Annotated in this window: 21 protein-coding genes; 10 read left to right on the top strand and 11 right to left on the bottom strand. The window is 61.2% G+C overall.

What is annotated here, in order from left to right; genetic code table 11:
• Window positions 1–172: 172 nt before the first annotated feature.
• Complete coding sequence (locus AC4DF4_RS01560) at window positions 173–1,075, bottom strand: ParB/RepB/Spo0J family partition protein (RefSeq protein ID WP_490046353.1); 903 nt, start codon at window positions 1,073–1,075, stop codon at window positions 173–175.
• A 100-nt stretch (window positions 1,076–1,175) separates the two neighbouring features.
• On the opposite strand from AC4DF4_RS01560, the gene AC4DF4_RS01555 reads away from it, so the two are divergent.
• Both AC4DF4_RS01555 and AC4DF4_RS01550 read left to right on the top strand, forming a co-directional pair.
• On the top strand, window positions 1,176–1,847 hold the full coding sequence (locus AC4DF4_RS01555) for a hypothetical protein (RefSeq protein WP_490046352.1): 672 nt from the start codon (window positions 1,176–1,178) through the stop codon (window positions 1,845–1,847).
• 10 nt (window positions 1,848–1,857) lie between these two features.
• On the top strand, window positions 1,858–2,412 hold the full coding sequence (locus tag AC4DF4_RS01550; protein ID WP_490046351.1) for an SET domain-containing protein: 555 nt from the start codon (window positions 1,858–1,860) through the stop codon (window positions 2,410–2,412).
• 5 nt (window positions 2,413–2,417) lie between these two features.
• Here AC4DF4_RS01550 and AC4DF4_RS01545 read toward each other — a convergent pair whose 3' ends face one another.
• The 4 genes from AC4DF4_RS01545 to AC4DF4_RS01530 form a co-directional block, all read right to left on the bottom strand.
• Window positions 2,418–3,302, bottom strand: a complete 885-nt coding sequence (locus AC4DF4_RS01545; RefSeq protein WP_490046350.1) for a DUF6268 family outer membrane beta-barrel protein — start codon at window positions 3,300–3,302, stop codon at window positions 2,418–2,420.
• A gap of 70 nt (window positions 3,303–3,372) precedes the next feature.
• Window positions 3,373–3,693, bottom strand: a complete 321-nt coding sequence (locus AC4DF4_RS01540) for a hypothetical protein (RefSeq protein WP_490046349.1) — start codon at window positions 3,691–3,693, stop codon at window positions 3,373–3,375.
• 20 nt (window positions 3,694–3,713) lie between these two features.
• Complete coding sequence (locus tag AC4DF4_RS01535) at window positions 3,714–4,349, bottom strand: hypothetical protein (protein ID WP_490046348.1); 636 nt, start codon at window positions 4,347–4,349, stop codon at window positions 3,714–3,716.
• Window positions 4,350–4,517: 168 nt separating this feature from the next.
• Window positions 4,518–5,774, bottom strand: a complete 1,257-nt coding sequence (locus tag AC4DF4_RS01530; RefSeq protein ID WP_490046347.1) for a DUF6786 family protein — start codon at window positions 5,772–5,774, stop codon at window positions 4,518–4,520.
• Between the two features lie 128 nt (window positions 5,775–5,902).
• On the opposite strand from AC4DF4_RS01530, the gene AC4DF4_RS01525 reads away from it, so the two are divergent.
• A complete protein-coding gene (locus AC4DF4_RS01525; protein WP_490046346.1) occupies window positions 5,903–8,590 on the top strand; it encodes a GH116 family glycosyl-hydrolase in 2,688 nt (895 codons plus the stop codon).
• A gap of 318 nt (window positions 8,591–8,908) precedes the next feature.
• Complete coding sequence (locus AC4DF4_RS01520) at window positions 8,909–10,072, top strand: hypothetical protein (RefSeq protein WP_490046345.1); 1,164 nt, start codon at window positions 8,909–8,911, stop codon at window positions 10,070–10,072.
• A 28-nt stretch (window positions 10,073–10,100) separates the two neighbouring features.
• Here AC4DF4_RS01520 and AC4DF4_RS01515 read toward each other — a convergent pair whose 3' ends face one another.
• Both AC4DF4_RS01515 and rpsP read right to left on the bottom strand, forming a co-directional pair.
• Window positions 10,101–11,033 (bottom strand): SAM-dependent methyltransferase, encoded by a 933-nt coding sequence (locus AC4DF4_RS01515; RefSeq protein WP_490046344.1) that lies wholly within the window; start codon window positions 11,031–11,033, stop codon window positions 10,101–10,103.
• Window positions 11,034–11,134: 101 nt separating this feature from the next.
• Window positions 11,135–11,392: a 30S ribosomal protein S16 gene (gene rpsP / locus AC4DF4_RS01510; RefSeq protein WP_490046343.1), complete on the bottom strand. Its 258-nt coding sequence runs from the start codon at window positions 11,390–11,392 to the stop codon at window positions 11,135–11,137.
• A gap of 319 nt (window positions 11,393–11,711) precedes the next feature.
• On the opposite strand from rpsP, the gene AC4DF4_RS01505 reads away from it, so the two are divergent.
• Entirely contained in the window at window positions 11,712–14,213 is a 2,502-nt protein-coding gene (locus tag AC4DF4_RS01505; protein ID WP_490046342.1) for a protein kinase domain-containing protein, read from the top strand.
• Window positions 14,214–14,231: 18 nt separating this feature from the next.
• Here AC4DF4_RS01505 and mgtE read toward each other — a convergent pair whose 3' ends face one another.
• From mgtE to AC4DF4_RS01485, 4 genes are all read right to left on the bottom strand, one after another.
• Complete coding sequence (gene mgtE, locus AC4DF4_RS01500) at window positions 14,232–15,602, bottom strand: magnesium transporter (RefSeq protein ID WP_490046341.1); 1,371 nt, start codon at window positions 15,600–15,602, stop codon at window positions 14,232–14,234.
• Window positions 15,603–15,815: 213 nt separating this feature from the next.
• Window positions 15,816–16,268: a PIN domain-containing protein gene (locus AC4DF4_RS01495; RefSeq protein WP_490046340.1), complete on the bottom strand. Its 453-nt coding sequence runs from the start codon at window positions 16,266–16,268 to the stop codon at window positions 15,816–15,818.
• Window positions 16,265–16,516 (bottom strand): type II toxin-antitoxin system Phd/YefM family antitoxin, encoded by a 252-nt coding sequence (locus AC4DF4_RS01490; RefSeq protein ID WP_490046339.1) that lies wholly within the window; start codon window positions 16,514–16,516, stop codon window positions 16,265–16,267. The genes AC4DF4_RS01495 and AC4DF4_RS01490 overlap by 4 nt, the downstream gene beginning before the upstream one ends.
• A gap of 84 nt (window positions 16,517–16,600) precedes the next feature.
• Window positions 16,601–16,972, bottom strand: coding sequence for a hypothetical protein (locus AC4DF4_RS01485; protein ID WP_490046338.1), 372 nt, complete (start codon window positions 16,970–16,972; stop codon window positions 16,601–16,603).
• A 450-nt stretch (window positions 16,973–17,422) separates the two neighbouring features.
• Between AC4DF4_RS01485 and AC4DF4_RS01480 the strand changes: the two genes are divergently transcribed.
• From AC4DF4_RS01480 to AC4DF4_RS01460, 5 genes are all read left to right on the top strand, one after another.
• On the top strand, window positions 17,423–19,888 hold the full coding sequence (locus AC4DF4_RS01480) for an N-6 DNA methylase (protein WP_490046337.1): 2,466 nt from the start codon (window positions 17,423–17,425) through the stop codon (window positions 19,886–19,888).
• Between the two features lie 226 nt (window positions 19,889–20,114).
• Window positions 20,115–21,368, top strand: a complete 1,254-nt coding sequence (locus AC4DF4_RS01475) for a restriction endonuclease subunit S (RefSeq protein ID WP_490046336.1) — start codon at window positions 20,115–20,117, stop codon at window positions 21,366–21,368.
• Window positions 21,365–22,750 carry an ATP-binding protein gene (locus AC4DF4_RS01470; protein ID WP_490046335.1) on the top strand — a complete coding sequence of 462 codons (1,386 nt, stop codon included), beginning with the start codon at window positions 21,365–21,367 and terminating at the stop codon, window positions 22,748–22,750. Before AC4DF4_RS01475 ends, AC4DF4_RS01470 begins: the two co-directional genes overlap by 4 nt.
• Window positions 22,751–22,851: 101 nt before the next feature.
• Entirely contained in the window at window positions 22,852–25,989 is a 3,138-nt protein-coding gene (locus AC4DF4_RS01465; RefSeq protein ID WP_490046334.1) for a type I restriction endonuclease subunit R, read from the top strand.
• The coding region (locus AC4DF4_RS01460; RefSeq protein WP_490046333.1) for a M48 family metallopeptidase at window positions 25,989–26,471 on the top strand (483 nt) is incomplete at its 3' end. The genes AC4DF4_RS01465 and AC4DF4_RS01460, both read left to right, overlap by 1 nt.

The following is a 26,471-nucleotide window of genomic DNA, read 5'->3' as shown; positions in this document are numbered from 1 at the left end:
GGTTCAGGGACCAGCAGGATGTCGCGAGCGGTGCCGGAAACGCGCATCGGTCGAATAGGAAAAACGCCGGAGGCGGCTGGTAGCGCAAGCGAAGGCCGTCTCCGGTCAGAGGGCCTTCATGCGGAGGAAAAGAAGCGGAGATGCCGGGGGCAAGTGTGAGTGACGCGGGAAATCAATCGCCGCCCGGCAGGCCGAGCAGCTCGATGAGGCGCTGCAGGTCGTCGTCGCCGTAATACTCGATTTCGATTTTGCCCTTTTTCGAGGAATGCTGGATGGCGACGTGGGTGGCGAGGTGCTCGCGGAGGCGGTTGGTGATGGCGCGGACGTGGATGTCCACCTCGCGGGTGACCGGGCCTTTTCTCGCCTCGCCGGGCTCGTGGGAATCGCCGTTGAGGTAGGATTGGGCGAGTTTTTCGGTGGCCCGGACGGTGAGCTGGCGGCGGATGATCTGGTCGGCGGCGAGCAGCTGGGTGTCGTGGTCCTTGATCGCGAGAATCGCCTTGGCGTGGCCGACGGTTAGGCGGGCCTGGGCGACGAGCATTTGCACGTCGAGGTGCAGGCCGAGCAGGCGCATGGCGTTGGCGACGCTGGCGCGGGACTTGCCGACGCGGGTGGCGATTTCATCCTGCTTGAGGGAAAACTCCTCAGCGAGGCGGACATAGCCGGCGGCTTCTTCCATCGGGTTGAGGTCCTCGCGCTGGAGGTTCTCGATGAGCGCCATTTCCAGCACGTCGCGGTCGGAGGCCTCGCGCTCGATGACGGGCACGGTGGTTAGGCCGAGTTTTTTCGAGGCCCGCCAGCGGCGTTCGCCGGCGATGAGTTCGAATTTTCCTTCGACCATCCGGACGATGAGCGGCTGGATGATGCCGTGCTGGCGGATCGACTCCATCAGGTCGTCGAGGGGCGATTCGACGAACTGGAGGCGCGGTTGCAGCGGGCTGGGAACGACGTGGTCGAGAGGGACATCGCGGACGCGTTTGAAGTCGTCCGGCGCGATCAAGGCGTCGGTTGCCGATGGAGCGACACTTTTTTTAATGAGTGCTCCGAGTCCTTTTCCGAGTGCCTGTTTCGCCATGGGGGCGGGAGCATTACGCAAAGCCGCCGGGAAATCCAAGCGGAATTCAGCCAAGCTTGACGGGAGGCGGGACAGCGGCCATCCATGCGGCGTGAAATTGATGTTTTTCGTTCCTAGTATGGCGGTCATGGCGCTGGCCGCCGGCCATGTATCCGCGCAGGGCGGCCCGCCGCCGCTGGCTCCGTTGCCCAAGATTTCGAAGGAGGAAATTCCTTCCGCACCCGTCTCCGCCGCGCCGGCGGATGTGGTGGCCTCGGCCTCGGCCGCGGTCGCGAACCTGGGCGACGAAGTGGTGATGGGCCGCTATCAGGTGGCGGTGGAGCGCATGAATCCGCTGTGGAAGGAGCGCACCGCCAACCGGATGGGCGGCATGAAAAAACTCGAAGAACAACTCGCCGGCGTGGCCCGCCAGATGGTGCAGCAGGGGATCAGCATGATTTCCTTCAAGCCCCAGGGCCAGCCGCGGTCGTATGAGGTCGGGCCCGGCAAGAAGGTGGAAAAGGTCAACGGTGTGGAGGTCGAAAGCCTGATTTTCACCAAGTGGCTGGTGTTGGTGCCGACGGTGACGAAGTTCCGGATTATCCGCAAAGGGGAGACGAAGCCGCTGGTGATCGAGAGCATCGGCTTCCAGATCGCGATCTCGGACAAGGACCGGAACGAGTGGACTTTTATCGACGGCTCCGGGCTGACGGTGAATGACCTGCGCGGCTTGTTCGGCACCTTGCCGCAGGATCTCCAACTTCCTCCTTTGGAAAAACGCGAATCTCGTTAGTATCACGGCCATGGCATCAAAGAAGAAGATTGTTTCGGAGGAGAAGGTGTTGCACCGCAAGCTCGTCGCTTTGTGGAACCGGGGGCAGAGCAAATACTGCGAGGTCCGCGGCTCGGAAATCCACGGCCGCGGCGTTTACGCGACGACGTTCATCCCGAAGGAAACGAAGATCATCGAGTATGTCGGCGAGTTGATCGACAAGCAGGAAAGCGAGACCCGCGGGAATTCGCAGCACGCCAAATCCCTCCAAACGGGGGATGCTGCGGTCTATATTTTCACGCTTTCAAAAAATTACGACATCGACGGCAACGTGCCGTGGAATACCGCGCGGCTGATCAACCATTCCTGCGCGCCGAATTGCGAGGCGTGGATCGTGGGGCGGAAAATCTTCATTCACTCGCTCTGCGACATCAACGCGGGCGAGGAGTTGACATTCGACTATGGCTTCGATGTGGACTGTTATGAAGACCATCCCTGCCTCTGCGGCAAGGAGGGCTGCATCGGTTATATCGTCGGCCAGGCGCAGTGGGCGGAGCTGGAAGCGCGCTTGAATGCGAAGGCTTGATCCGGTCACCACGCCTTCATCCGCAGGGCGATTTGGGCGAACAGCCCGGCGTCCATGTCTTGTTTGAAAAGCCGGTCGCCGTCAGGCTCGGTCAGGCGGATGTCGTTGCCGACTGTGGCACCCGCTCCGGCGGTGAGCCAGAAATTTCCTGACAGGCGGCGGCTTGCATAGACGCCGAGGCGGTAGGATGAAAGGTCGATGGAATGGGATTGGCCGCCCTCGTCGCGGATGTTCCAGATGCCGCCGCCGGCATCGCCGCGCAGGCTGAAGAGCCAGTTTTCATCGAAGGAAAAAGCGGCGATGAACGTCGGGCCATAGAGGCCGACGCGGACCTGGTCGTTGACCATCCAGTCGAAGCCGATGCCCGGATAGAACTGGGTGTCGCCGTTGAGATTGAGCACCACGGCACCGAAGCCGAGGGTGAATTTCTCATTGAAGCGGTAGCCGGCACCACCACCGAGATCGAAGGTAAAGTCATCTTCCCCGACGTCTTGGAAATCCGTGGCGAGCTCGGCCCGCGCCCAGCCGCCATAGATCCAAGGCGAGCCTTCGCGCATCGAGATGGCGAAGGCGCTGAGATTGAGGGAATGTAGATCCTCGTCGCCGATGGGGAAGGCGGCGGGCGTGTCGTTGAAGTCGAGATCCGTCGCTTCGTATTCGAAAAACGGCAGAATCGTCAGGCCGTCCGCCGGCGCAATCGGCTTGGACAAGACCGAGCGGAGCTCGAAGCGCGAAACTGATAGGCTCCCCGGGCTGTCGTCGAAGTCCATTTCCCCATCATGGGAGAAGGTGGCGCGGGCAGCGTCGAATCCCGGCACGGCTGGCTGGGCGAAAACTGAGAGCAGGCAGCTCAAGGAGACTGCGGCGACGGATGCGGGGATTTGAGACATGCCGCATCTTGTCCCGGATGCCGCGCGGCGCAAGCCCGTGAATTTCGAAATCACCGGCTTGTCAGGGCGCTCAGCCCTGCATCAACCTGATGCCCCACCAGATCAAGGTGCCGGTGGCTGCCAGCAGGAGCACCAGGAGCATGAGGCTGCGGCTTTGATCGCGCAGGATGTTAGTCGCTTCTCCGCGGGAGACGAGGTCACCGTGCGCCTTCATCCGGATGCGGTCCGCGATGTCCGCGAGTGGCGGCATCGTGCACGCCCGGTCCATTTGCTCCTGGGCAAGCTTCCTGGGGATTTCCGCGCATTCCTTCTGGAGGAGGAGAAGCCGTTGCTCCGCTTCACGGAGTTGGCTCAGTTCCAGATCTTCTTTGAGAAGGGTGCTGCGGCTCATGGTGTGCGGGGTGGGTTGGACTATTTGGCGAGGTAAACGAGAAGCGCCAATCCGCCGAGGACGACGAGTGGAAGGTTGAAGGCGAAGCCGTTGCGCAGGTTCGCCACGAACTCCGAGCTCCCCGCGCGGCGGCTGCCTGCGGAGCGGCCGCGTTTCGAGGCCCGGCCGAAAATCGCGCCGCTGCGGCTGCCTTCGAAATGCGCCGCGGCCTGGTCGTATTCATCCGCCGCGATGTCGATGGTCATCGAGGCTTTTTCGAGCTTCTCGGAAAGGTAGTCGCGGCTCCAGCTCTCGGGATTGAATTTCTGGATCTTGTCGAGGTGCGCGGCGAAGCAGGTCCGGCATTGTTCCAGGTCCTCCGCCTCCTGGCGCATTTCAAACAACTCGCGGTCGATTAGAGTGAGCGAGGAAGTGAGCTTTTCGGTGAGTTCGACTTGCTGGGAAAGGAAACCGCGCTTGCGGGTGGTGAGCTCCTCGAGCTCGCTTTTCTTGCGCTCGAGTTCCTCGCGCTGGAGCTGGATCCGGTCGAGTTCGTCCTGCGCGTCCTTGAGTTTGCGGTCGTAATCCTCGTCGCGGCTGGAGCTGCCCGCGGACGACATTTCCATTTGGGTCGAGCGGATCTTGATGTGGTGGGTGTGTTCGCCAGGTGCTGCCATATGTTGAGAGGGTGAAACAGATGCAAGTCCCTTAACTGAAATCATTTTCCGCATCCAGCGAAATATTTCAGCCTTATTAATAAAGTTCGGGCAGCTGGGAGTGACGTTGGGGGGCTCCACGCAATCCCCTCGGCCAGTTCCAGTGAGAGAAAGCGTCTCCCAAGGTCCTCAGGGCAAGGCTCTTTCGATGGCGTCCAAACCGACTCCCAGCGCGCTGACGGCGATGGCGTCGAGCGTCTCGCGATTCCCGGTTAGGTGGACGGTCGTCTGGGTGTGGGTGTGGGACTCGCCGGGCTTGAGCAGCAGCGCGGGACTCGATGATTCCAATTCGTAAAACGGCCCCAGCGGCTTGGCTCCGGGCTCGGGCGGGCCGTCGTTGTAAGAGTTGATCAGATCGCCGCCGAAGGGATCCACGTCTTCTTTCCATTGGGAATCGACGTAGGGCCACGACTCGCTGGCGGTGTTTTTCGAGGGTTGGATCACCACAATCGTCAGCGTGCCGGTATCCGCCTGCCAACTGCCGGCGACGGCCTTCGAGCGCTTTGGCGGAATGCCGAGTTTGCCGCGCTCGGTGCCGTCGCCTTTGAAGAAAACCGTCGATTCTCCATAAGCGATGCGGCTGTCCGGGATTTTTCCGAAGTATTCGGTGTTCGCCCGAGGTCCCAGTTCGGAGGCGTCGCCGGGCTTGAATGGGATGACAATTGTCGTCCGAGGCGTAGGCTTGAACATGCCGAGCAGCCAGATCGAGGGAGCGCCTGTTTCGCGGGTCCATGCATTTTCCCCGGAGTTTTTCACGGCATTCGCGGTGGTGTAGGCGACGGCCTGGACGCCCTCCGGCAGCGGCTTGCCGAGGGTTTGCGCGAGCTCGGCGCCGGAGGCGAGGGTGATGGTTCTCCGGACGTCCATCGAAAAAACGCTGCCCGCGCGATTCGGCAGTTGGAAGGATTTCGAAAACGTCGCCTCCGTCGGCGATGGCTTCCCGACCACCTCGAAAACTTCCGTGTCCATCACCGGCGGCGTCTTCCAGTTGGCGAAAACCTGCTCGACCTTCGGCGGAAAAAACAACGCGAACGGCCCGCCTTCCGGCCCGAACCACAGGCGTTCCTCGCCGCCGAAGACGTGGATATGTTTCGCCAAGTCGGCGCGTTCGGCCTCCGGCTTGATGCCGGTCGCGATGACTTCCGGATTCATCCATCCGAAGGCGGGACTCTCCGGCCCGGCCGCTGCGGAGGTCATCACGCGGCCTTGATACGCCGGGGCGATGGCGACCCGCGAGCCTCCGGCGGAAAGCTCGATGATCGGCGTGTGTTTTTTGAGAAACGCGACATCCTCCTCGTAAGTGGACGCGGATTGGGCGATGCCGGTCCCGAGGGAAACGACGGTTGATAGGCGCATCAGGGTTTTGTTCATGGTGGGAATTGGCATGAGTGTCAGATGGATTCTCCGGCGTTGCGACTATTTTTCCCGGCGATTTCCACAGATTTGCGGAAATATACGGCGTATTCCCTGCGTTCCATGGGTCGCGATTGATCCGCCGAAAACCATCTTTCCCCATGACCGACCTCACCCAGCGCCGCCAGTTCCTCAAGCTCACCGCCGCCACCGCGTTTTCCGGGGCGTTTTCTCCGTCGTTCGGACGCTCCGCAGAGTCGATCAGCTCGATCTATTTGAGAATCGTCCCCGCGCGAAAGGAGCTCGCCGCCGCCTGGGCCTTGTCGCTGGCGAAGCGCGGCGTGGCGGAGGACGCCGGCATCCGGACGAGCGAGAAATCCCATTTGCCGAACATCGGCATGACCGTCGGCGGCATCGGCTGTGGCACGGTCTATCTATCCGGAGATGGCCGGCTCTACGTGTGGGACATTTTCCACCGGCCCCACGAAGGAGTCGTTCCCAACAAGACGAAGGTCCCGCAAGGACTCGAAAACATCGAAAGGGCGGGAAAAGGCGTGCGGGAGCGCGACGGCTCGAACTACATCAGCCCGCCGACCGCCGACAACCAGCCAAACCCTTTCAAACAAGGCTTCACGCTCACCCTCGACGGCGATCCACAATCCCGGCCGCTCGATCTAACCGGCTGGGAGAAGGTTGCCTTCACCGGGCGCTGGCCGATCGGTATGGTGGATTACTCGGACCCGTCTTCACCTGTTAGCGTGAAGCTGGAATCGTGGACGCCCTTCATCCCGCTCGCCACCGACGACTCGTCCCTGCCAGTCACCCTCATGGAATACACGGTGGAAAACCGCAGCGACAAGCCTGTCAAGGGACGCCTCGCCGGGCTGTGGGAAAACCCCGTGCTGATCCACTCGCGCCAGCCATCCGGCCCCAAGCCCACCTCGCGGGTCCTCAGGGAAAACGGACGGACCATCCTGCTCCACGAACCGCCTGAAGACGCCGGCACCAGCGCCAGCGCCGGTGACTTCGGCACCGCCGCGCTCACCCTGCTAGGCGATGCTTCGAAAACGGAAACCAACTCCACCGATCAACTCAGCGCCGGATTTCAGCTCCAGCCCGGCGAAAAGACCACGTTCCGTTTTCTCCTCACCTGGCATTTCCCCAACATGAAGGCGCTGCCCGGAGCTGGCAAGCAAGTGCCTCACCACACCACCCGTTTCGCCGATGCCGCAGCCGTTGCCCGGCATGTGGCGGATCGTTTCGACGAGCTGCGCGCCGCCACGATGCGCTGGGTCGCCACCTGGAACGACTCCACGCTTCCGCAATGGTTGCTCGATCGCTCCATCCTAACGACCAACACCCTTCAAACCACCAACTGCCACGTCTTCGCCGACCGCCGCTTCTGGGCGTGGGAAGGCGTCGGCTGCTGCCCGGGCACCTGCGCGCACGTCTGGCACTACGCGCAGGGCGTCGCGCGCTTGTTTCCCGACATCGAGAGGAACCTGCGCGAGGTCACCGATTTCGGGGTCGCCATCAACCCGGATGGCAGCATCCGTTTCCGCGCGGAGGCGGCGAACACCGTCGCCATCGACTCGCAGACCGGCATCATCCTCCGCACCTGGCGCGAGCATCTCGGCTCGGCGGATAGCGAGTTCCTGAAACGCGTCTGGCCCGGCGCCAAGCGCGCGCTGGAGTGGCTCGTCCGCTTCGATGAGGAGGGGCGCGGCGGACTCGATGGACTGCTCGACGGGAAACAGCACAACACGCTCGACGCCGAGTGGTATGGCAAGGTCCACTGCCTCTGTTCGCTTTATCTTGCTTCGCTGTTAGCTGGCCGTGGCATGGCCTTGGAAATGGGCGACAAGGACTTCGCTGGCAAGTGTGAAAAGGTCCACGCGATGGGTGCGGAAAAAATCGCCACGCTCTTCAACGGCGAGTTCTACATCCAGGACGAGGATCCCGCCCATGCTACGGCGATCGGAGTCGGCCAAGGCTGTTATATCGACCAGGTCATCGGGCAATGGTGGGCGTCCCAGGTCGGGCTCGGCCGCATCTACGACGCCGCGAACATCCGCACCGCGTTGCACAGCCTGTGGCGCTACAACTTCGTTCCCGAGATCGGCAGCTTCCGCCGGGCCTTCGCGTTGGGCCGTTTCTATGCCATGCCTAGCGAAGCCGGACTTGTCATGTGCACGTGGCCCAAGGGCGGACTGCGCGATGATTTCAAAAAACACTGGCAATACGCCTATTTCAACGAGTGCATGAGCGGCTTCGAGTGGCAGGTCGCCGCGCACATGGTCCAGGAAGGCGCGGCGATAGGCAGCACCGAATTCAACGACGTCGGCGGCTTGCTGGAAAATCCCGCCGACCCCCGCTCGCTTACCGTACGCGGCCTCGCCATCGGCCGCTCCGTCCATGACCGCTACTCGGCTTCGAAGCGGAATCCCTACAACGAGATCGAGTGCTCCGACCACTACGCCCGCGCCAACGCCAGCTACTCGCTGTTCCTTGCCGCCTGCGGATTTTCCTACAACGGTCCGGCGGGCGTCATCGGCTTCGATCCGAAAGTCGGCCCGGACGATTTCAAAGCACCATTCACCGCCGCTGAAGGGTGGGGGAGTTTCGAGCAGAAAAAGCCGTCGGGAAAACCCTGGTCCGCGCGGCTCACGCTGGCCCAAGGCAAGCTCGTGCTGAACGAAGTCAAACTTTCCTGGTTGTCGGAAGGAGTCCGCATCACGCTTGGCGCGGATGAAATCCAGGCGAAAGTTGCCGAGGGCATCGCGCGATTCGCATCCACCGTCACCTTGAAAGCCGACGGTCCGGCGTTGGTTTTCACAGGCAAAGATTGAACCCTGCGACTTCGGAAATACGAACATGAATCAAATGCCGCCGCGCCGGGTTTTTTTTGAAGAAAACCGCAACCATCGGCATTCCGGATGGTTCAAACGCCTACATTTATGAATAAATCCTGGGTTGTTCCTGTTGTGGCGTTGGTGGTGGGTGCTGCCGGCGGTTATATTTCCGGTAAAAGTCCGGCCTCGGGGAACGATTCTTCGATCGAGAACCCGGCGCAGCGGACGCGCGCGTCCACTCGCTCGGCCGGTTCCTCCGCGGGTGAGAATGCCAGAAAAAGCCATTCCGGTGGCAGCGTTGGCGAAATCGCCCGGATGCCTGGCAATTCGAACCGCACCCAGGCGCTTCTGGATTTCTATGCCGGCCTCACTCCCGAGCAGCTCGCGGAAGAGGCGGCTAAACTCGAAAGTCTTCCGATGAACGAGCGGATGTTGGCCTCGTTCCTGTTGTTCGGCCGGTGGGCGGAAGTCGATCCCACGGCGGCCATGGCGTTTTCCAGCACCATGGGCATGGCGGGCGGTTTTGTCCGTCCGACCATTCTCCAAAGCTGGGCCAGCGTGGACCCGGTCAACGCCGCCAAATATTTCGCCGCAAACCCGCGCGAGTTCGCCATGATGGACATGATGGGCGGCGGCCGCGGACCGATGGGTGGGCAGGGCGCGTCGTCGATCATCGCCAGCGAGTGGGCGCGTCAGGACCCTGCCGCCGCGCTGGCTTGGGCCGATTCCCTCACCACGGGCAAGGCCGCCGCGATGTCCGCCGTTGTCGGGGAAGTCGCCAAGACCGATCCCCGCAAGGCGGCGGAGATGCTTGGGAAAATGGATCCCGCTGACAGGGCTGGAGCTTATGCCTCGGTGGCCGCCCAGTATGGCGCTCTTGATTTCGGCGAAGCCCAAACTTGGATTCGCACGTTGCCGGCCGACGAGCAAGCAGCGGCGCTCGCCTCCGCGATTGGCGGACTTTCCAACAACGATCCGGCCGCGGCGGCCAAGCAGGTGGCGTCGATGGAAGCCGGCGATGCCAAGGACCGCTTGATCTCCGACGTGGTCGAGGATCTCGCGCGGAAGGACCCCCAAGCGGCTGCGGATTTCCTCAAGGAACAAGACAGCGAACAAGCCCAGCGCGACGCGATGCGGCAGCTGATGCCGGCCATGATCGGCAAGAATCCGATTGCCGCGCTTGCGTTCGTCAATTCCTACCAACCCGGTCCGGTCCGCGACAGCGCCGTGCAATCCTACGTCTGGAGTAACAACACCGGCGCGCCTGCCGAGTTGATCGAGGTGGCCACAACCATCACTGACGAGGCCGACCGCAACCGCACCGTCGGAGTGGCGGCGATGCGCTGGATGCGCGAGGATCCCGTGGCGGCCAAGGCATATGTGGAGGCTTCCACCGCCCTATCGGACGAGGCCAAGAAAAACATCGTCGAAGGTCGCGGCATGTGGGGCGGTGGCAGGGGACGGGGCGGTCGGAATTGAGAATCTGTCCCGGCTGTCTCAGCCGGATTCACCGCGTTTGATCCAGCACCAGAAACGCCAGCCCGCACTCAGCCGGCGCGTCTTGGAGAAATTCGCCGAAGCTCATGACTTGCTGCGTGCTGATCCACGGTCGGCTCCAGTTCTGGAGGTCGGTGAAATTGACATCCGCGGTGAGATCCTGGCGGCCGGGGTTTTGATAGATCGCGGGGCCTTCGAGGCGCTGTTGGAGAAGATAGGCGCGGACGGTTCCGCGGGGCCGTCGGTGATAGAGCGTTTCCGCCGCGGCACCGTAGTCGATGGTGAGCATGCGCCCGGATTTCCAAAGCGGCAGCCACTCCGCCAGATAGCGGCGGTAGGAATCGTGGACTTCGATGCATTGGCCGGGCGGATGGCTTTCGAGAAATCCGGATGAGTCCGGCAACGGCGCGGGCGGGAGCAGCGATTCATGCGCGCGGCGCTGCTCGTCGAAACTGACGGCGAGTTCCTGCCAGCCTTCGGCGGTTTTCTGAAATCTGCGGACCGGGAAGGCGTCCACCAGTTCGTTGGAGAATATGACGGCGTTTCCTCCGCAGGCGGCGATGGCGTCGCGCATGGTGCGATGCCAGGTGGCGCGATTTCCGAGCAGTTTCCGCTGGCGCTCGGCGAGCGGGACCGAGGTTTCCACCAGATGCAGCCGGGTTTTCCAACGCAGATGCCACGGCAGGTTTTTGAGGACTCCGGCGGCGAGGCGTCCTTCGCCGGGGCCGATTTCGATCAAGTTCCGGCAGCCGGATTCACGCATCGCCCGTGCCGCCCACGCGCCGATGGCTTGCGCCGGAGCATCCGAGAGCATCGGCGCGGTGGTGAAATCCCCGTTCCGGCCGACGCCGGAAATCCGCCTCGCGTAGTAGCCGGTTTCGGGGTCGTGCAGGGCTTTCGCCATGAACTGCTCGAAGCAAATGGGGGAGGGGACATCGAACATCGAACGCTCAACATCGAACTTTGAAGGGAAGATAACAACCCAACAAAAAACCGTGTTCCTTGGCAGGGACACGGTTTTTGAGAATTCAGAAAATCAGCGGATCAAGCCTGAGCGGCGGCAGCAGTGCGAGCCTTGCGGATCATGCTGTTCACGGTTTCGGAAGGCTTGGCACCGACGGCGAGCCATTTGTCGGCGATCGCGAGGTCGATGGTGTAATTCACGCCTTCAAGAAGTGGATCGTAGGTGCCGAGTTGCTCGATGAAACGGCCGTCGCGACGCTTGCGGCTGTCAACGGCAACGATTTTATAGTAAGGGCGGTCTTTGGTGCCCTTGCGGTTGAGTCGGATGGATACGGCCATGGTATTAAAGCTCTTTGGAGTGCCCGGGAAGCGGGCGGGCGCGGAAATTGCAAGATCCGCCACGGCTTGCCAAGCAGAATCTTGATGAATTTCGGATTTCCGGAGGGTGCCGGATCAAACGAACTGAGAGATGAACAGCTAGCCCGGCAAAGGACGCCCGGCTTCTTTCGCGTTCTGGCTGAGCTTTTTCCGGTGGGACGAGTGGCGCTCAAGTGGATTGCCCGGGTCTTTGGGAGTCCTTGCGGCGGGTTTGAGGGGATGGCAAAAATTCCACCTTCGGAATTGGCGCGGAGGGGTTTGTGACTTAGAAGGGCTGCCGATGGAAGCTTCGAAAGTCGATGGATTGGAACTGGGGGAGCTGGTCGGCTACGGCGGTTGCGGGCGTGTTTATGAGGTGGAGGAGGAGCGGGTGGCGAAGGTTTTCGATGACCGCGCGATCTCCCGGCAGCTTCTGGAAAAAATGACCGGGCGGCTTGAAACCGACGGGTGGCCGGCCGGAGTGATACCGGTGATTTCGAGAAATTTCGAGGCGAAGCAGCCGTTTTGGCTCACGCCGCAAATGGCGGATGAGGCTCCTCGGAGTTTGCAAATGCGGCTCGGCGACCATCCCGGAATGGGCTCGTGGAAATTGGTGAGGTCGCTGGCCCGCGCGCTCGCCGGGATGCACCAGCGGCGCGTGGCTCACGGCAATTTGAAGCCGGGGAATGTCTTTCTCACCGACGATGCCGAAGCCCTGCTGAGCGACTGGACGATGGGCAACATGCCGGGCGTGAAGGATTTCCAGTTCACGGACGCGGTGCTCTATCAGGCTCCGGAGCAGCTCCGCGATCCATCCGGCTATCTGGATGAGGCGGGCTACCGCTGGGACGTTTTCTCGTTCGGGGTGCTGGCCTATCGCATCCTCACCGGCCGTTTTCCGAGATGTCACGAGACCTTCGATTTCGTCGCACCGGCGGCGGGGGTGATCCGCAAGGACGGAATCCAGGCGGACCTTTTGAAAATCGCCAGAAATCTCGACTCCCAACCGGAAGTGAGCTGGCCGGATGCCGCACAAAACGCGCTGGAAGCGGGATTCCGCGAATGGATCGACCGCTGCCTGCCGCTCGACCCGGCGAAGCGCCCGGCGACGATGATGGAAGTGGCGGCGGGGTTTGACGCGATCGAAAACAAGGCGACGCTCGCCGCCGAGCGCGAGGTGCTGACGGACCAGCGCCGCCGGGCGGTACGGCGCGCCTGGCGGACCTTGTTTTTCGCGGGAACCGCCACCGCCACGGCCGTGGTGCTCGGCGGATTGTGGCAGTTGGCCGGTTCGCAGTTGATCAAGGAACGCCGCGAGCGAAAAGACGATGCGAAGGCGCTCACCGTGGCGCGGGATTCCGCCGAGGCCGCGCAGTCGGAGGCCGAGGCGAAAATGGCCGAGGCGCAGCAGGCGCTCCGCTACGAGCAGGAACTTTCCATGGCGCGGCTGGAGGCGTCGCGCTTGATCGGCGATCGCCTGTTCGCATGGGCGATGGAAAAGGGCAACCGCCGCCTGCCGCCGCTCGACGGCCGCGAGCTGCGGTTGAAACGGCTGGAGCGCTATTTCCAGGATTTCCTCACCCGCACCGCGGACATTTCCGCCTTGGCCGACGAGCGGGCGCGGGCCCGGCTGCAACTCTCGGAAATCTCACTGGCTGCGGGCGATGCCCCTCTCGCCAGCAAGCGGCTGGGAGAAGCGCTCGCGGCGTGGGCCGCCCTGCCGATGGATGCCGATTTGAAATTCCGCATGGCGACGAACTCGCTGCTTCTCGCCTTGCTCCGGCAGGCGAACGGCGACGCCGAGGCCGGGCCTTCGTTCGTCGCCGCGCGCAAGGCGCTCGCCGCGGTTTCCCGGACCGAGGTGGATGCGGAGCGTCTGGACCAGCTGCTGGCCATCCTCGATTTCAACGAGGCGAAATTATTGGCCGCGCGGGGCGAGGATGCGAAAGCGTTGGAACAACTCATGCGGGCGACGCAGACCCTCAACCGGATCGCCGACCAGCGGCCTGACGCGGCGATCCTGCGGTCCGAGCTCGCCGCCTGTTATTTGTCATCCGCGACGATCCTCGAAGGCATGGGAAGTCTGGGAGACGCGCGTGAAGTGCGGTCGCTCGCCACGGTGGAGTTGGCGAAACTGCTGAAGGAAAAGCCCGGTGATTTCCAGCTGCGCCTGGATCTGGCGGGATGCTACGCGGCGATGGCGGAGTCCACCGTGCTTTCCGGCGACATCGCGGGCGCGGAACAGCTCTCCACCGAGGCGATGAAACTGCTGGACCTTCTGGTGGTCGAGCAGCCGGACAATGCGGAAGCGGTTTCAAGGAAAGCCTCCCAGCTCGGGTTGCGTGCCGGCATCCAGCGCGACCGGGGATTTTCCGCCGAGGCGATGACGGACTACGACGAGGGGATCCGGATGCTCGAAGGCATCCGCGCGTCCGCCCCCGGCAACGCGATGGTTTCCTATCGGCTGGCGCTGTTATGGTGGCAAAAGGGCCGGATGCTCGGCATGGCCGGCAGGCTCGACGAGGAGATCGCGCTGATCCGGAAGGCCCGCGACTTGCTCGGCAAGCTCGAAGCGGGGAGGTCGGCCGCCGCCCCGCGGCCCGAGCAGTTGCAGAGCTCCGGCGCCTATCTGCTCGGGGATCTCGGTCACGCGCTGCAACTCGCCAACCGCAAGGATGATGCTGTTCACGCATTCTCCGACGCGGTCGGCATGTGGGAAAGCCTGCTGGCATCCCGCCCGAAGAGCGAGGAATACAGCGAGGCGCTCGCGTGGTGCCGCCAGCGGCTGGGCGATTTGAAATGACCTGTATGTAGGCGCCGCTCAATGCAGGCGCAGGACCGCGCCGACGATGGTGAAGTAAATCATCATGCCCGAAACATCGACGGTGGAAGCGAGCGATGGCGCGGAAACCACGGCGGGGTCGAGGTTGATCGAGCGGGCGGCGATCGGTAGCAACGCGCCGAGCACGGTCGCCGACAGGACCTGGACCGTGAGCGCGGCGGAAACAGCGAAGGCGAGGTGGAGGAAATCGAAATCCGCGCCCGTTCCCTGCTGCATGTGGGGGAGGATGAAGCTGATGAACGCCGCCATCGTGACGCCGAGCGTGAGCCCTAGCAGCACCCCGGTGCGGGCCTCCTTCCAAGCGATCCGCAGCGCGTTGCCGGTGCTGATTTCTCCGAGCGCCATCGCCCGGATGACCATGGTGGCGGCTTGTCCGCCGGAGTTGCCGCCGGCGGCGACGACCATCGGCAGGAACAGCGCGAGGACGAAGGCTTTTTCCAAGACCTCGCTGAAACGATACATCACGTAGCCCGAACCGATCGAGACGAAGGCCAGCCCCACGAGCCACGAGACGCGGCGGCGGAATTGCAGGGCGACGCTGGTGTTCAGATAGGAAACGTCGGATTGCTCGCCGCCGATACCGGAGAGTTTTTCGATGTCCTCGGTGGACTCTTCCTGGAGAATTTCCAACGCGTCGTCGTAGGTGATGACGCCGAGCAGGTGGTGGAATTCATCGACCACGGGCAGCACGATGAGGTCGTATTTCGACAAGGTCCGCGCGGCTTCCTCCTGGTCGGCGGAGGCGAGGACATACTCGTCCGCCGCTTCCATGATGTCGTGGACCGGCGTGTCCCAGGTGCTGAAGGCGAGGTCGCGGAGGCGGACTTTTCCGACGAGGCGACCTTGCTCGTCCACCACGAAAATCCGGGCCAGCGTCTCCGCGTCATCGCGGTCGCGGCGGAGCACGGTGATGGCTTGTTTCACCGTCATGTCGGCGGTGATCCGGCCGACGTGGGTGGTCATCCGGCCGCCGGCGGTGTCTTCCTCGTATTTGAGCAGGTTGCGGGTGAGCTCCTTGTCGCGCGGGCCTAGCAGGCTGAAAAAACGGACCTGAGCTTCCTTGCTGACGACTTGGAAAACGTCCACGCGGTCGTCGTCGGAGAGGTTTCCGAGCAACACGCGAAGCTGTGCGGGCTTGAAATGATCCAGCGCGCCCTCGATGAGCGGGTAGGGGAGCTCGGCGACGAGATCGGTGGCCAGCTCCGGGCCGATGGTTTTCAGGAGCAGGTCGCGTTTCTCGTCGTCGAGATTCTCGTAAAGATTCGCAAGGTCGGCGTAGTGGATGTCCTCGGCGGCGGCAAGCAAGGCCGAGCAATCGGCCGCGTTCAGCGCCCGAAGCAGTTCACTCATGGGGTTTTCTTCCAGTTCGTCCGCCACGCGCGGAGAGTGCGCGGCAGGGTGGAGGCGGGCAAGGAAAAGGAGTGCTGAAATCGCGTGACGCGAGAGACCTTGCGTTTCTTGACTAGGCGCCCGGTTTCCTCACTCCGTCCCTTCAATTTCGCAGCCCGGCGGTCAGCGTTAGGAGTGCGAGCCATTTCATCCGTCATGGATTCTTAACCGGAATCACTCCGGGACTTCCAGTCCGGCGTGGATGGCGAGCGCCCTTTGGCGCGCGTCGAATGTCAGGAACCGGCTCGCCCCGAGATGGACCGCGGTGGCCACGTGGAAGATGTCGAGCGTGCGGTGGCCGCCCTTGGCGGCTGTTTGGCCGGAGAGCGAGCGGGAGTGGCGCAGCACGGCATCCATGTCGAAGCTAACGAGGCGGTTGATCCCGGTGGCGATGTCCCTTTCCCAAGCCGCGATCATGCGGTCGGCCTCGCGCCGCGCGTAGCCTTTGGTTTTGTCCCGCGAGTGGAGCCAAATTTGGAGTTCAATGGCTTGGAGAAACTCAAACTCCAGCAGGCTGGTGAAATGCAGTGGCTCGTCCATGGACTCACGGATCACATCGGCGACGGTGGAATGTTCCTGAATTCGATAGATTGAGCAGAGAAAGCTCGTGTCGGCATAGTGAGTCATGGTTCGCCAGTTTCAAACGCCCGCATTTCATCCACCTCTTGTTGGGTGAAGAATCGATCACCCCAGATGGCTTTCCTTCGGGCTGCAAAATCCGGCAGCGGCGGCATTGGCCTTTCCGCCGATATTTCCGAAGAAATCCGGGCGATGGGTTTGGAATGCTTGGTGATGAGGATTTCCTCGCCACCAGCCAGCCAAGCTTCGATTTTCGGGAAATCGTAGCGTAAATCCCTGACGGTTGCTGTCTTCATAACGTCACAAATTTGTGATGAAACGGCGAATTGTCAAGATTCGATCATGGCTTGGAGTGCCGCCTCACCATCAGAGCTCTTATCTCATTCACGGGCCTTGGCGGCTTTCTTTTTCCGTGGCCGTCCGCTGCGGTTCTCGCTGAGCGGCACAAATCCCATCGCCCGGTAAACTCCGCAGTCCTCGCCATAAGCGGGCTCTCCCCTTACCCCGGCGGCCACGCGCATCAGCTTCTTCGCAAGCTTCCGGTCCGCCTGATCCCGTTCCAGTCGCAGGCCCCGTAACCAGAGCTCCGCCGCCCGCACACGCTCGCACGCGCCCTTCGCCGCATCCACCTCGGCATGGAGTTCCTGGTAGTCGATTCCCGCGAAGCGCTCCTGCTCCGGGGCCTGGTGTTTCCAAACCCTGAGAAAGCGTTCGCCGCGTTCGAGGATGAGTGGGCCGCGTAGTTTTTCCATGGTCGTTGATTTTGGCTACCCGTTCATCGCACGCCGGCCGAAATAATCAAGGCCACAGGCTTCCGGCCCGGGTTCTTACTGCCCGTGCACGATGTATCGGTGCCATGACGCGATGTAAGAGTGTCGAAAACTCGATCCCATTACCATGGGCCCGGGTTTTTATGGCGTGTGCGCGATGTAAGGGCTCCGGAAACTCGATCCCATCGCCTTTGGCCCGGGTTTTTTATCGTCGTGCGCGACGTAACACGGGTTCCGCGCCTCGCACATCTCCCGGAAACCGACGCATCACCGCCTTGACCCGGCGCACGAGGACTCGGGCACCGCGTCACGCTCAACTGTCATCGTGACCGCCCCCCAAGCTCCCCCTTGCGCCCCGGCACCGGACCTGCTGGAATCCCGCCACAGCACGGCACGGGGGTTTCTCCCGTCCGCCCACAGCCCCGAATCCTCATGGCCCTCAAGAAATCCGAACTCTACTCCTCCCTCTGGCAATCCTGCGACGAACTCCGGGGCGGCATGGATGCCTCCCAATACAAGGATTACGTGCTCGTCCTCCTGTTCCTGAAATACATCAGCGACAAATACGCCGGCAAGAAATACGCCCCCATCACCATCCCCGCCGGCGCGAGCTTCTCCGACATGGCGGCCCTCAAGGGCACCCCCTCCATCGGCGATGACATCAACAAGAAGATCATCGCCCCGCTCGCCAAGGCCAATCCCCAGCTCTCCCAGGCCGATTTCGCCGATTTCAACGACGCCAACAAGCTCGGCAGCGGCAAGGAAATGGTGGACCGCCTCACCAATCTCATCGCCATCTTCGAAAACCCGGCGCTCGATTTCTCGAAAAACCGCGCCGATGGCGACGACCTGCTCGGTGACGCCTACGAATACCTGATGCGCCACTTCGCCACCGAGAGCGGCAAGAGCAAGGGCCAGTTCCTCACCCCGGCGGAGGTCAGCCGCGTGATGTCCCTCATCCTCGGCATCGACAAGGCGGACCTGCGTTCGGACACCACCGCCTACGATCCCACCTGCGGCTCCGCCTCGTTGCTGCTCAAGCTCGCCAGCCTCGCCCTCCACGCGAAGGGCGTGAAGATCACCCTCTATGGTCAGGAAAAGGATTCCTCCACCGCAGGTCTGGCCCGCATGAACATGATCTTGCACGATTGTCCCACGGCGGAAATCAAGCAGGGCAACACCATCGCCAATCCGCTCTTCCTCGATGGCGACTCTCTCAAAACCTTCGACTTCGCCGCCGCCAATCCGCCCTTCTCCGACAAGCGCTGGTCCACCGGCCTCGATCCCGAGCACGATCCCTTCCAGCGCTTCGAAGGATTCGGGGTGCCACCCGACAAGCAGGGCGACTACGCCTACCTGCTCCATATCATCCGCTCGCTCAAGCCCACCGGCAAGGGAGCCTGCATCCTTCCCCACGGCGTCCTGTTCCGGGGAAATGCCGAGTCCGTCATCCGCCGCAATCTCATCCAGCGCGGCCTCATCAAGGGCATCATCGGCCTGCCCGCCAATCTCTTCTACGGCACCGGCATCCCGGCCTGCATCATCCTTATCGACAAGCAGCACGCCCCCGGTCGCAAAGGCATCTTCATGGTCGATGCCAGCAAGGGCTTCCGCAAGGACGGCCCCAAGAACCGCCTCCGCGAGCAGGACATCCACCGCATCGTCGATACCTTCAACCGCCAGATGGAAGTGCCCGGCTATGCCCGCATGGTTCCCGTCTCGGAAATCGCCGATCCGAAAAACGACTACAACCTCAACCTGCCCCGTTACATTGACAGCACCGAGGCCGAGGACATTCAGGATCTCACCGCCCACCTGCGCGGCGGCATCCCCGAGCGCGACCTCGACGCCCTCCACGCCTACTGGGACGTCATCCCCGGCGTGCGTGCGGCCCTGTTCAAGAAAACCGCCCATCGCGGCTACGGCCAGCTGCGCATCCCGGCGGCGGACATCAAGGCCACCATCTTCAGCCACAGCGAGTTCACCGCCTTCAACGAATCCGCCACCAAGCTCTTCGCCCGCTGGAAAAAGTCCGTCACGCCCCAGCTCAACGCCCTGAAAGCCGGTTCCCTGCCCAAGGCCCTCATCGAGACCATTTCCGAGGACCTGCTGGAAACCTTCCTCAAAGCCCCCCTGCTCGATCCCTACGACGTCTATCAGCACCTCATGGACTACTGGGAGGAAACCAAGCAGGACGATTGTTACCTCATCGCCGCCGACGGCTGGGTGAAAGCCGCCCAGCCCCAGCTCATCATTGAGGACAAGAGCAAGAAGACCAAGGCCAAGCCGGACTTCGCCATCGGCAAAAAGAAATACAGCGCCGAACTCCTCCCGCCCGCCCTCGTCATCGCCCGCTACTACGCCAAGGAGCAGGCCGCCATCGAGGCGCTGGAAGCGGAGATCGCCGCGCTGGAGCAGGAACTTGAGGAAATGGCCGAGGAACACGGCGGCGAGGACGGGCTCCTGGCCGAGGCGAAGAACGACAAGGACAAGCTCACCAAAGCCTCCGCCGCCGCCCGCCTGAAGGACATCAAGAAAGACCCGGACGCCGCCGACGAACGCAAGGTGCTCCATGCCTACGTGAAACTTGCGGAAAATGCGTCGGACACGGGCGCGAAGCTCAAGACCGCCCAGGAGGCCCTCACCGCCAAGGTCGCCGCCAAATACCCCAAACTCACCGAGGACGAAATCAAGACCCTCGTCGTGAGCGACAAATGGCTCGCCACCCTCGCCGCCGCCGTGCAGGGCGAACTCGACCGCGTCTCCCAAACCCTCACCGGCCGCATCCGCCAACTCGCCGAACGCTACGCCAGCCCGCTGCCGCAGCTCACCGACGAAGTCGAACAACTCGCCGCCAAGGTGGCGAAGCACCTGAAAAAAATGGGGGTGGAGGCATGACACCGAGAGAAAGACAGAAAGGGATTTTTCATGCTCCGCTAAAGCCAAAGGATTCAACAACTCAAACCGAAGGCTGCCGCCACACAAATCCTAGCATTTGCGCAAGCCATTCGGTGCCCGGAAAATGCGCGTTCGTCCGCTCCGATGGCATGTGCCTCAAGCCACCTGCCTCATGGCTGAAGCAGTTCAAGCGCCTTCAGGAGGGTTCTTCAGAGTCGAAATGATCATGGAAACGAAACCCGGCTACAAACAGACCGAGATTGGACTGATCCCCGTGGATTGGGAGGTGAAGCCACTAAAGCGTGTATCACCGAAGCAAAGCGTCGGATTGGTTATCAATCCTTCCACATATTTCAACCAAAATGGCACAGTTCCAATGCTGGTTGGATCAAATGTATCGGAAAACTCCATCGACTCGACATCTTCAAATAAGATCACAACCGCCAGTAATGAAGTGCTCTCTGCATCACGTCTGAATGCAGGCGACATTGTCATGGTAAGGGTTGGCGAGCCAGGGGTAGCCGCTGTCGTTCCGCCAGATTTGGATCAGAGTAATTGCGCTTCGATGATGATCATTAGAAAGCATGCATCATTCGACTCGCATTGGCTTTGCTGTATAATGAATTCGAGGCATGGAAGACTTCAGGTTGAGCATGTTCAATACGGAACGGCTCAGAAACAGTTCAACATCAACGATGCCGTAGATTTCCTTTATCCTGTCCCACCCCTCCCCGAGCAACGCGCCATCGCCACCGCCTTATCGGACGTGGACGCCTTGCTAGACGCGATAGACCGGCTCATCGCCAAGCAGCGCGACCTCAAACAGGCCGCCATGCAGCAGCTCCTCACCGGCGAAACCCGCCTTCCGGGATTCACGGGAAAGTGGGAGACGAAGCGGCTGGGGGACTTATTTGAGATAACGTCGAGCAAGCGCGTCTTCCAAAGCGAGTGGAGGTCCGAAGGGGTTCCGTTCTACCGAGCAAGAGAGTTAGCGGTCCTAGGAGAAACCGGCCAAGTGGACAACGAATTGTTCATTGCCAAATCGTTGTATGACTCATTCAGAACAGCTCATGGCGTTCCAGAAGTGGGCGACATGCTCGTCACAGGAGTTGGAACTCTTGGCAAAGTTTACGTCGTCAGGAACGAGGAAGAGTTCTACTTCAAGGACGGAAATATCATCTGGTTCAAGATTCGCGGAGCAGTCTCCGCCGAGTTCCTTCGGCAGTTGTATCTGACCAAGGTGGTGATGAAACAGATTACCGACGGATCGGCTGGCACAACCGTTGGCACATACACAATTTCAGGGGCAAAGAAGACACAGATTCCATTCCCACCCCTCCCCGAACAAACCGCCATCGCCACGGTTCTCTCCGACATGGACCTGGAGCTTGCGGCGCTGGAGCAGCGGCGGGACAAGACCCGCGCCCTCAAGCAGGGCATGATGCAGGAACTCCTCACCGGAAGGACGAGATTGGTGTGAGTGAAACCCAACACACCGAATGGAAAGAGACCTGGCGGGATGAATACCTGCGCTGGATCTGCGGCTTCGCGAATGCGGATGGCGGCGTGCTGGTGATCGGCAGGAACGACAAGGGGGTGGCAGTGGGCGTTCCCAACGCGAAAAAGCTGCTGGAGGACCTGCCCAACAAGGTGCGCGACGTGCTGGGCATCATGGTGGCCGTGAATCTGGTCAAGGAACAGGGTAAGAATCTGATGGAAATCCGGGTGGAAGCCTATCCGAGTCCGGTCAGCTACAAGGGCGAATACCACTACCGCAGCGGCAGCACCAAACAGGAACTCAAAGGCGCGGCGCTGGAGCGATTTCTCCTGAAGAAGCGCGGCCATCATTGGGACGGTGTGCCGGAGCCGTCGTTCAAGGTGGAGTCGTGCAGCGCCGCAGCGCTCAAGCTCTTCAAACAGCGCGCCGCCCAGAGCGGCCGTATGGATCGCGCTGTGTTGCGGGACAGCCGGGCGGTGATCCTCGGGAATCTGGAGTTGTTGGAAAAGCGTCATGTCAAACGCGCCGCCTGCCTGCTGTTCTCCGACCGACCGGAGCAATATGTGAGCGGAGCTTGGATCAAGATCGGCTTCTTCGTCACCGACGACGACCTCCGCTATCAGGATGAGATCCATGGCAACCTCTTCGAGCAGGTTGAGAAAACGCTCGAACTTCTGCACACCAAGTATCTCAAGGCCTTCATCAGCTACGAGGGACTCCACCGTCGCGAGACTTTTCTGTTTCCTTACGCCGCCCTGCGCGAGGCCCTCCTCAACGCCGTGGTGCACAAGGACTACGGCAGCGGCATCCCGATTCAGATCAGCGTCTATCACAACAGGATTGTCCTTTGGAATTCCGGCCTCCTGCCTCAGGACTGGACCATCGAGCGCCTGCTGGGAAAACATCCATCCTGCCCCTACAATCCGCTGGTGGCGAACGCGTTTTTCCGGGCCGGTTACATCGAATCCTGGGGCCGCGGCATTGAGAAGATCCGCCAGGAATGCCTCGGCCACGGCATCGAGCCGCCGGTTTACGATTTCGGCATGGCCGGCCTGATGCTCACTTTCCACGCGAACCCTGAGCATGTTGCCAAGGCCGGCGAAGCGGCGGCAGGTGCCCCGACGGATCGGGCGGGGGCGCTAGGAAAAACGCTAGGAAAAACGCTAGGAAAAACGCTAGGAAAAACGCCTGTGCAGATCTTGGATTTGCTTGGGAGACACCCGAACCTGACAGTTCCGGAACTTGCCGGTCAACTTTCAAAATCGGCCAGCGCGGTGCAGCGTGGCATCCTTAAGCTTCAACAAGAGGGGTATTTGAAACGAGTGGGATCACGTAAGTCAGGTCATTGGGAGGTGACACCATGAAAAATCCGGTGGGTATAGGTTTCACTGGCTAAAAAGACCCGAAACACACGGCATGGAGCCGAATTTCAACCACCGGACACCCACCTCGATACGATCTGAAAATGCCAAAGTCAATCCTCCAAACCGTCAAATCCGAACGCGACACGCAGAACCGGGTAGTCGCCCTCTTCCGCGATGCCTTGAACTATCGCTATCTCGGAAACCGCTCGGATAGAGCCGACAACAGCAACATCGACGAGGAGCTTGTGGCCGCCCACTTGGTCAAATCCGGCTACACGCTGGATCAGATCGGTCGCGCCATCCACCTTCTGCGAGTCGAGTCGGAGAATCCCAACCGCAATCTCTACGACAACAACAAGGCGGTGTATTCTCTCCTCCGCTATGGCGTCCCGGTGAAGACCGAGGCGGGCAAGGTGACGGATACCGTCAGTCTCATCGACTGGGAACATGCGGAGAACAACGACTTCGTCATCGTCGAGGAAGTCACACTGCACGGCAACCACGAGCGCAGGCCGGATCTCGTGCTCTACGTCAATGGCATCGCAGTGGCGGTGCTCGAACTCAAGAAAAGCAGCGTCTCCATGAGCGAGGGCATCCGGCAGTTGCTTTCCAATCAGTCGAAGGATTTCAACGAGTGGTTTTTCACCACCGTCCAGATCGTCTTTGCAGGCAGTGATTCGGAGGGACTCAAATACGGCACCATCAAGACCGAGGAGAAGATGTTCCTCCGCTGGAAGGAGGAGGAAGATGACAACTCCGGCTACAAGCTCGACAAGTATCTCGTGAAAATGTGCCGCAAGGACCGGTTGATCGAGCTGATGCACGATTTCATCCTCTTCGATGGCGGCTACAAGAAGCTGCCGCGTGTGCACCAGTATTTCGGCATCAAGGCCTCTCAGGAACGACTCCTCAAATATCTCGGCGGCATCATCTGGCACACCCAGGGCAGCGGCAAGAGCATCGTCATGGTGCTACTCGCCAAGTGGATTCTCGAAAACATGCCCAACGCCCGCGTGCTCATCCTCACCGACCGCGACGAGCTGGACAAACAGATCAAGCGGGTCTTCGAGGACTCCGGCGAGGAAATCCACCGCACCAGCAGCGGCCGCGATCTCATGACGCAACTCGGCCAAGCCAAGCCGCGCCTGCTCTGCTCGCTGATCCACAAGTTCGGCCGCAAGGGCGTGGATGATTTCGACTCCTTTATCGAGGAACTAAAGCAGCAGGCCAGCCCCGCCGTCGGCGAACTGTTCGTCTTCGTGGACGAGTGCCACCGCACCCAGAGCGGCAAGCTGCACAAGACCATGAAGGCCCTGATGCCGGGTGCCGTGTTCGTCGGCTTCACCGGCACGCCGCTCCTCAAGGTGGACAATGAGACCACACGGGAAGTCTTCGGCTCCTACATCCACACCTACAAGTTCGGAGAGGCTGTGGCGGACGAGGTCGTGCTGGATCTCGTTTATGAGGCCCGCGATATCGAGCAACAGCTCGGCTCGCAGGACAAGATCGACCAGTGGTTCGAGTCCAAGACCAAGGGACTCAACGGATGGCAGAAGGCGGCGCTGCGGGAACAGTGGGGGACCATGCAGAAAGTTCTCAGCTCGCGCTCAAGGATGGAGCGTGTGGTCGAGGACATCCTCTTCGACTTCGGAGTAAAACCCCGCCTGATCAGCCAGCGTGGAAATGCCATGCTCGTGGCGTCCAGCATCTACGAGGCGGCCCGCTACTATGAACTCTTCCAGAAAACCCCGTTCAAAGGGCGCTGTGCCGTCGTCACCTCCTACAACCCGCAGGCCCAGGATGTCACCAAGGAGGAAACCGGCGCGAACACGGAGACGGACAAGCAGTTTCTCTACAATCTCTACACCGCTCTCCTTAAGGACGTGAAGCCCAAGCCCGGCAAGTCACAGACCGAAACCTACGAGGACGAGGCCAAGCGCCTGTTCATCAAGCAGCCAGCCAACATGAAGCTGCTCATCGTGGTGGACAAGCTCCTCACCGGCTTCGACGCGCCGAGCTGCACCTACCTCTACATCGACAAGTCGATGCAGGATCATGGCCTGTTCCAAGCCATCTGCCGCACCAACCGTCTTGACGGCGACGACAAGTCCTTTGGCTACATCGTGGACTACAAGGACCTCTTCAAGAAGCTCGTCAACGAGAAGGGCACTGGCGCGCTCCAAGTTTATTCCGCCGAACTCGACGACAGCGCTGGCGGCGCGTCGCCAGACATCCTCATGCAGGACCGCCTCAAGAAAGGCCGCGAGCGTCTCGATCAAGCGCTGGAAACCGTGGAGCTTCTCTGCGCTCCGGTGGAGCCGCCCGCCGTCCAACCCAACCGCGAACTGGCATTCATTCACTACTTCTGCGGCAACGTGGAAATCCCCGAGGAACTCAAAGCACGTGAGCACCAACGCTTTGCCCTCTACAAGGCAGTGGCGGCCCTGCTGCGCGCCTATGCCAACATTGCCGACGACATGCCGCAGGCGGGCTACAAGGAGCCACAGATCGCCAAAATCAAAGTAGACGTCAACAGTGCCGTGGATCTCCGCGAACTCATTCGCCTCGCCAGTGGCGAAACTATCGACCTCAAGGCCTACGAGGCCGACATGCGCCACCTCATCGACACCTACATCGAGGCCCGCGATCCCAAGAAGATTTCCGCCTTCGACGACATGGGGCTGATAGAAGTGATCGAGCGAAGCGGGCTCGCCGAGGCCATCGCCCAACTGCCGGGCGCCATGAGGAAGAACAAGGATGCGGTCGCCGAGACCATCGCCAACAACGTCCGCAGCAAGATCATCAAGGAGCATCTCAACGACCCGGCATTCTACGACAAGATGTCCGCGCTCCTGAAGGAGATCCTCGACGACCTGAAGGCGAAGCGGATCAACTACGAGAAATTCCTCAAACGAATCGCCGAGGAGGTCATCAAGCCGGTGCAGAAAGGCACCGGAGCTGACACGCCCACGGAGCTGGACACCCCTGCCAAGCGGGCGCTCTACAGCAATCTGCCGGAACCTGAAGAATCCAGTGTTTTGCGAAACGTGGATGTGAACACAAGGCTCCAGATGGCAATTGCGCTCGACGACACCGTCCGGCACTCGCGCCCCGACAACTGGCGCGGCAACGTGGCCAAGGAGAACCTTATCAAGCAGGCGCTGCTGCCCGTGCTCGGCTTTGACGAAGACGAAGTCGAACGCATCTTCCCGGTGATCATTGCTCAAACCGAATACTGATGTCCTCCCAGCAAATCCAGCTCGGTGAAATGCCCGTGGACGTGGTTCGCAAGGACATCAAGAACGTCCATCTCAGCGTGCATCCACCGTCCGGCCGCGTGACCATCGCCGCTCCGTCGCACATGAGCCTGGACAGCATCCGTGTATTCGCCATCACCAAGCTCGGTTGGATTCGCCAGGAGCAGAAAAAGATGCGGGAACAAGAACGTGAAGCCCCACGTGAATTCCTCGAACGCGAAAGCCACTATATCTGGGGCAAGCGCTACCTCCTCCACGTCACCGAGGCGGACGCTCCGCCCGTCATCCAAATCCGCCATAAACGCTTGCTCCTCCAAGTGCGCCCCGGAACCAGCCAAGAAAAATGCCAGGCGCTTGTGGAAGAATGGTATCGCCATCAAATCCGCGAAGCCATTGCTCCGCTCGTCGAACGCTGGGAAACCCGACTCGGCGTTAAGGTGAACAGAATCTTCGTTCAGCGCATG

Source organism: Luteolibacter sp. (assembly GCF_058122085.1).
Note: the sequence above shows the minus strand (reverse complement) of the source record. Positions and strands in the feature narration are given on the sequence as shown.

What these genes read in the sequence shown, in the direction of transcription:
- AC4DF4_RS01560 (WP_490046353.1), bottom strand. Translation starts at nt 1,075, where the DNA reads ATGGCGAAACAGGCACTCGGAAAAGGACTCGGAGCACTCATTAAAAAA.
- AC4DF4_RS01550 (WP_490046351.1), top strand. Translation starts at nt 1,858, where the DNA reads ATGGCATCAAAGAAGAAGATTGTTTCGGAGGAGAAGGTGTTGCACCGC.
- mgtE (WP_490046341.1), bottom strand. Translation starts at nt 15,602, where the DNA reads ATGAGTGAACTGCTTCGGGCGCTGAACGCGGCCGATTGCTCGGCCTTG.
- AC4DF4_RS01515 (WP_490046344.1), bottom strand. Translation starts at nt 11,033, where the DNA reads ATGTTCGATGTCCCCTCCCCCATTTGCTTCGAGCAGTTCATGGCGAAA.
- AC4DF4_RS01495 (WP_490046340.1), bottom strand. Translation starts at nt 16,268, where the DNA reads ATGACTCACTATGCCGACACGAGCTTTCTCTGCTCAATCTATCGAATT.
- AC4DF4_RS01525 (WP_490046346.1), top strand. Translation starts at nt 5,903, where the DNA reads ATGACCGACCTCACCCAGCGCCGCCAGTTCCTCAAGCTCACCGCCGCC.
- AC4DF4_RS01480 (WP_490046337.1), top strand. Translation starts at nt 17,423, where the DNA reads ATGGCCCTCAAGAAATCCGAACTCTACTCCTCCCTCTGGCAATCCTGC.
- AC4DF4_RS01490 (WP_490046339.1), bottom strand. Translation starts at nt 16,516, where the DNA reads ATGAAGACAGCAACCGTCAGGGATTTACGCTACGATTTCCCGAAAATC.
- AC4DF4_RS01520 (WP_490046345.1), top strand. Translation starts at nt 8,909, where the DNA reads ATGCCTGGCAATTCGAACCGCACCCAGGCGCTTCTGGATTTCTATGCC.
- AC4DF4_RS01545 (WP_490046350.1), bottom strand. Translation starts at nt 3,302, where the DNA reads ATGTCTCAAATCCCCGCATCCGTCGCCGCAGTCTCCTTGAGCTGCCTG.
- AC4DF4_RS01540 (WP_490046349.1), bottom strand. Translation starts at nt 3,693, where the DNA reads ATGAGCCGCAGCACCCTTCTCAAAGAAGATCTGGAACTGAGCCAACTC.
- rpsP (WP_490046343.1), bottom strand. Translation starts at nt 11,392, where the DNA reads ATGGCCGTATCCATCCGACTCAACCGCAAGGGCACCAAAGACCGCCCT.
- AC4DF4_RS01485 (WP_490046338.1), bottom strand. Translation starts at nt 16,972, where the DNA reads ATGGAAAAACTACGCGGCCCACTCATCCTCGAACGCGGCGAACGCTTT.
- AC4DF4_RS01530 (WP_490046347.1), bottom strand. Translation starts at nt 5,774, where the DNA reads ATGCCAATTCCCACCATGAACAAAACCCTGATGCGCCTATCAACCGTC.
- AC4DF4_RS01535 (WP_490046348.1), bottom strand. Translation starts at nt 4,349, where the DNA reads ATGGCAGCACCTGGCGAACACACCCACCACATCAAGATCCGCTCGACC.
- AC4DF4_RS01505 (WP_490046342.1), top strand. Translation starts at nt 11,712, where the DNA reads ATGGAAGCTTCGAAAGTCGATGGATTGGAACTGGGGGAGCTGGTCGGC.
- AC4DF4_RS01555 (WP_490046352.1), top strand. Translation starts at nt 1,176, where the DNA reads ATGTTTTTCGTTCCTAGTATGGCGGTCATGGCGCTGGCCGCCGGCCAT.
- AC4DF4_RS01465 (WP_490046334.1), top strand. Translation starts at nt 22,852, where the DNA reads ATGCCAAAGTCAATCCTCCAAACCGTCAAATCCGAACGCGACACGCAG.
- AC4DF4_RS01475 (WP_490046336.1), top strand. Translation starts at nt 20,115, where the DNA reads ATGGAAACGAAACCCGGCTACAAACAGACCGAGATTGGACTGATCCCC.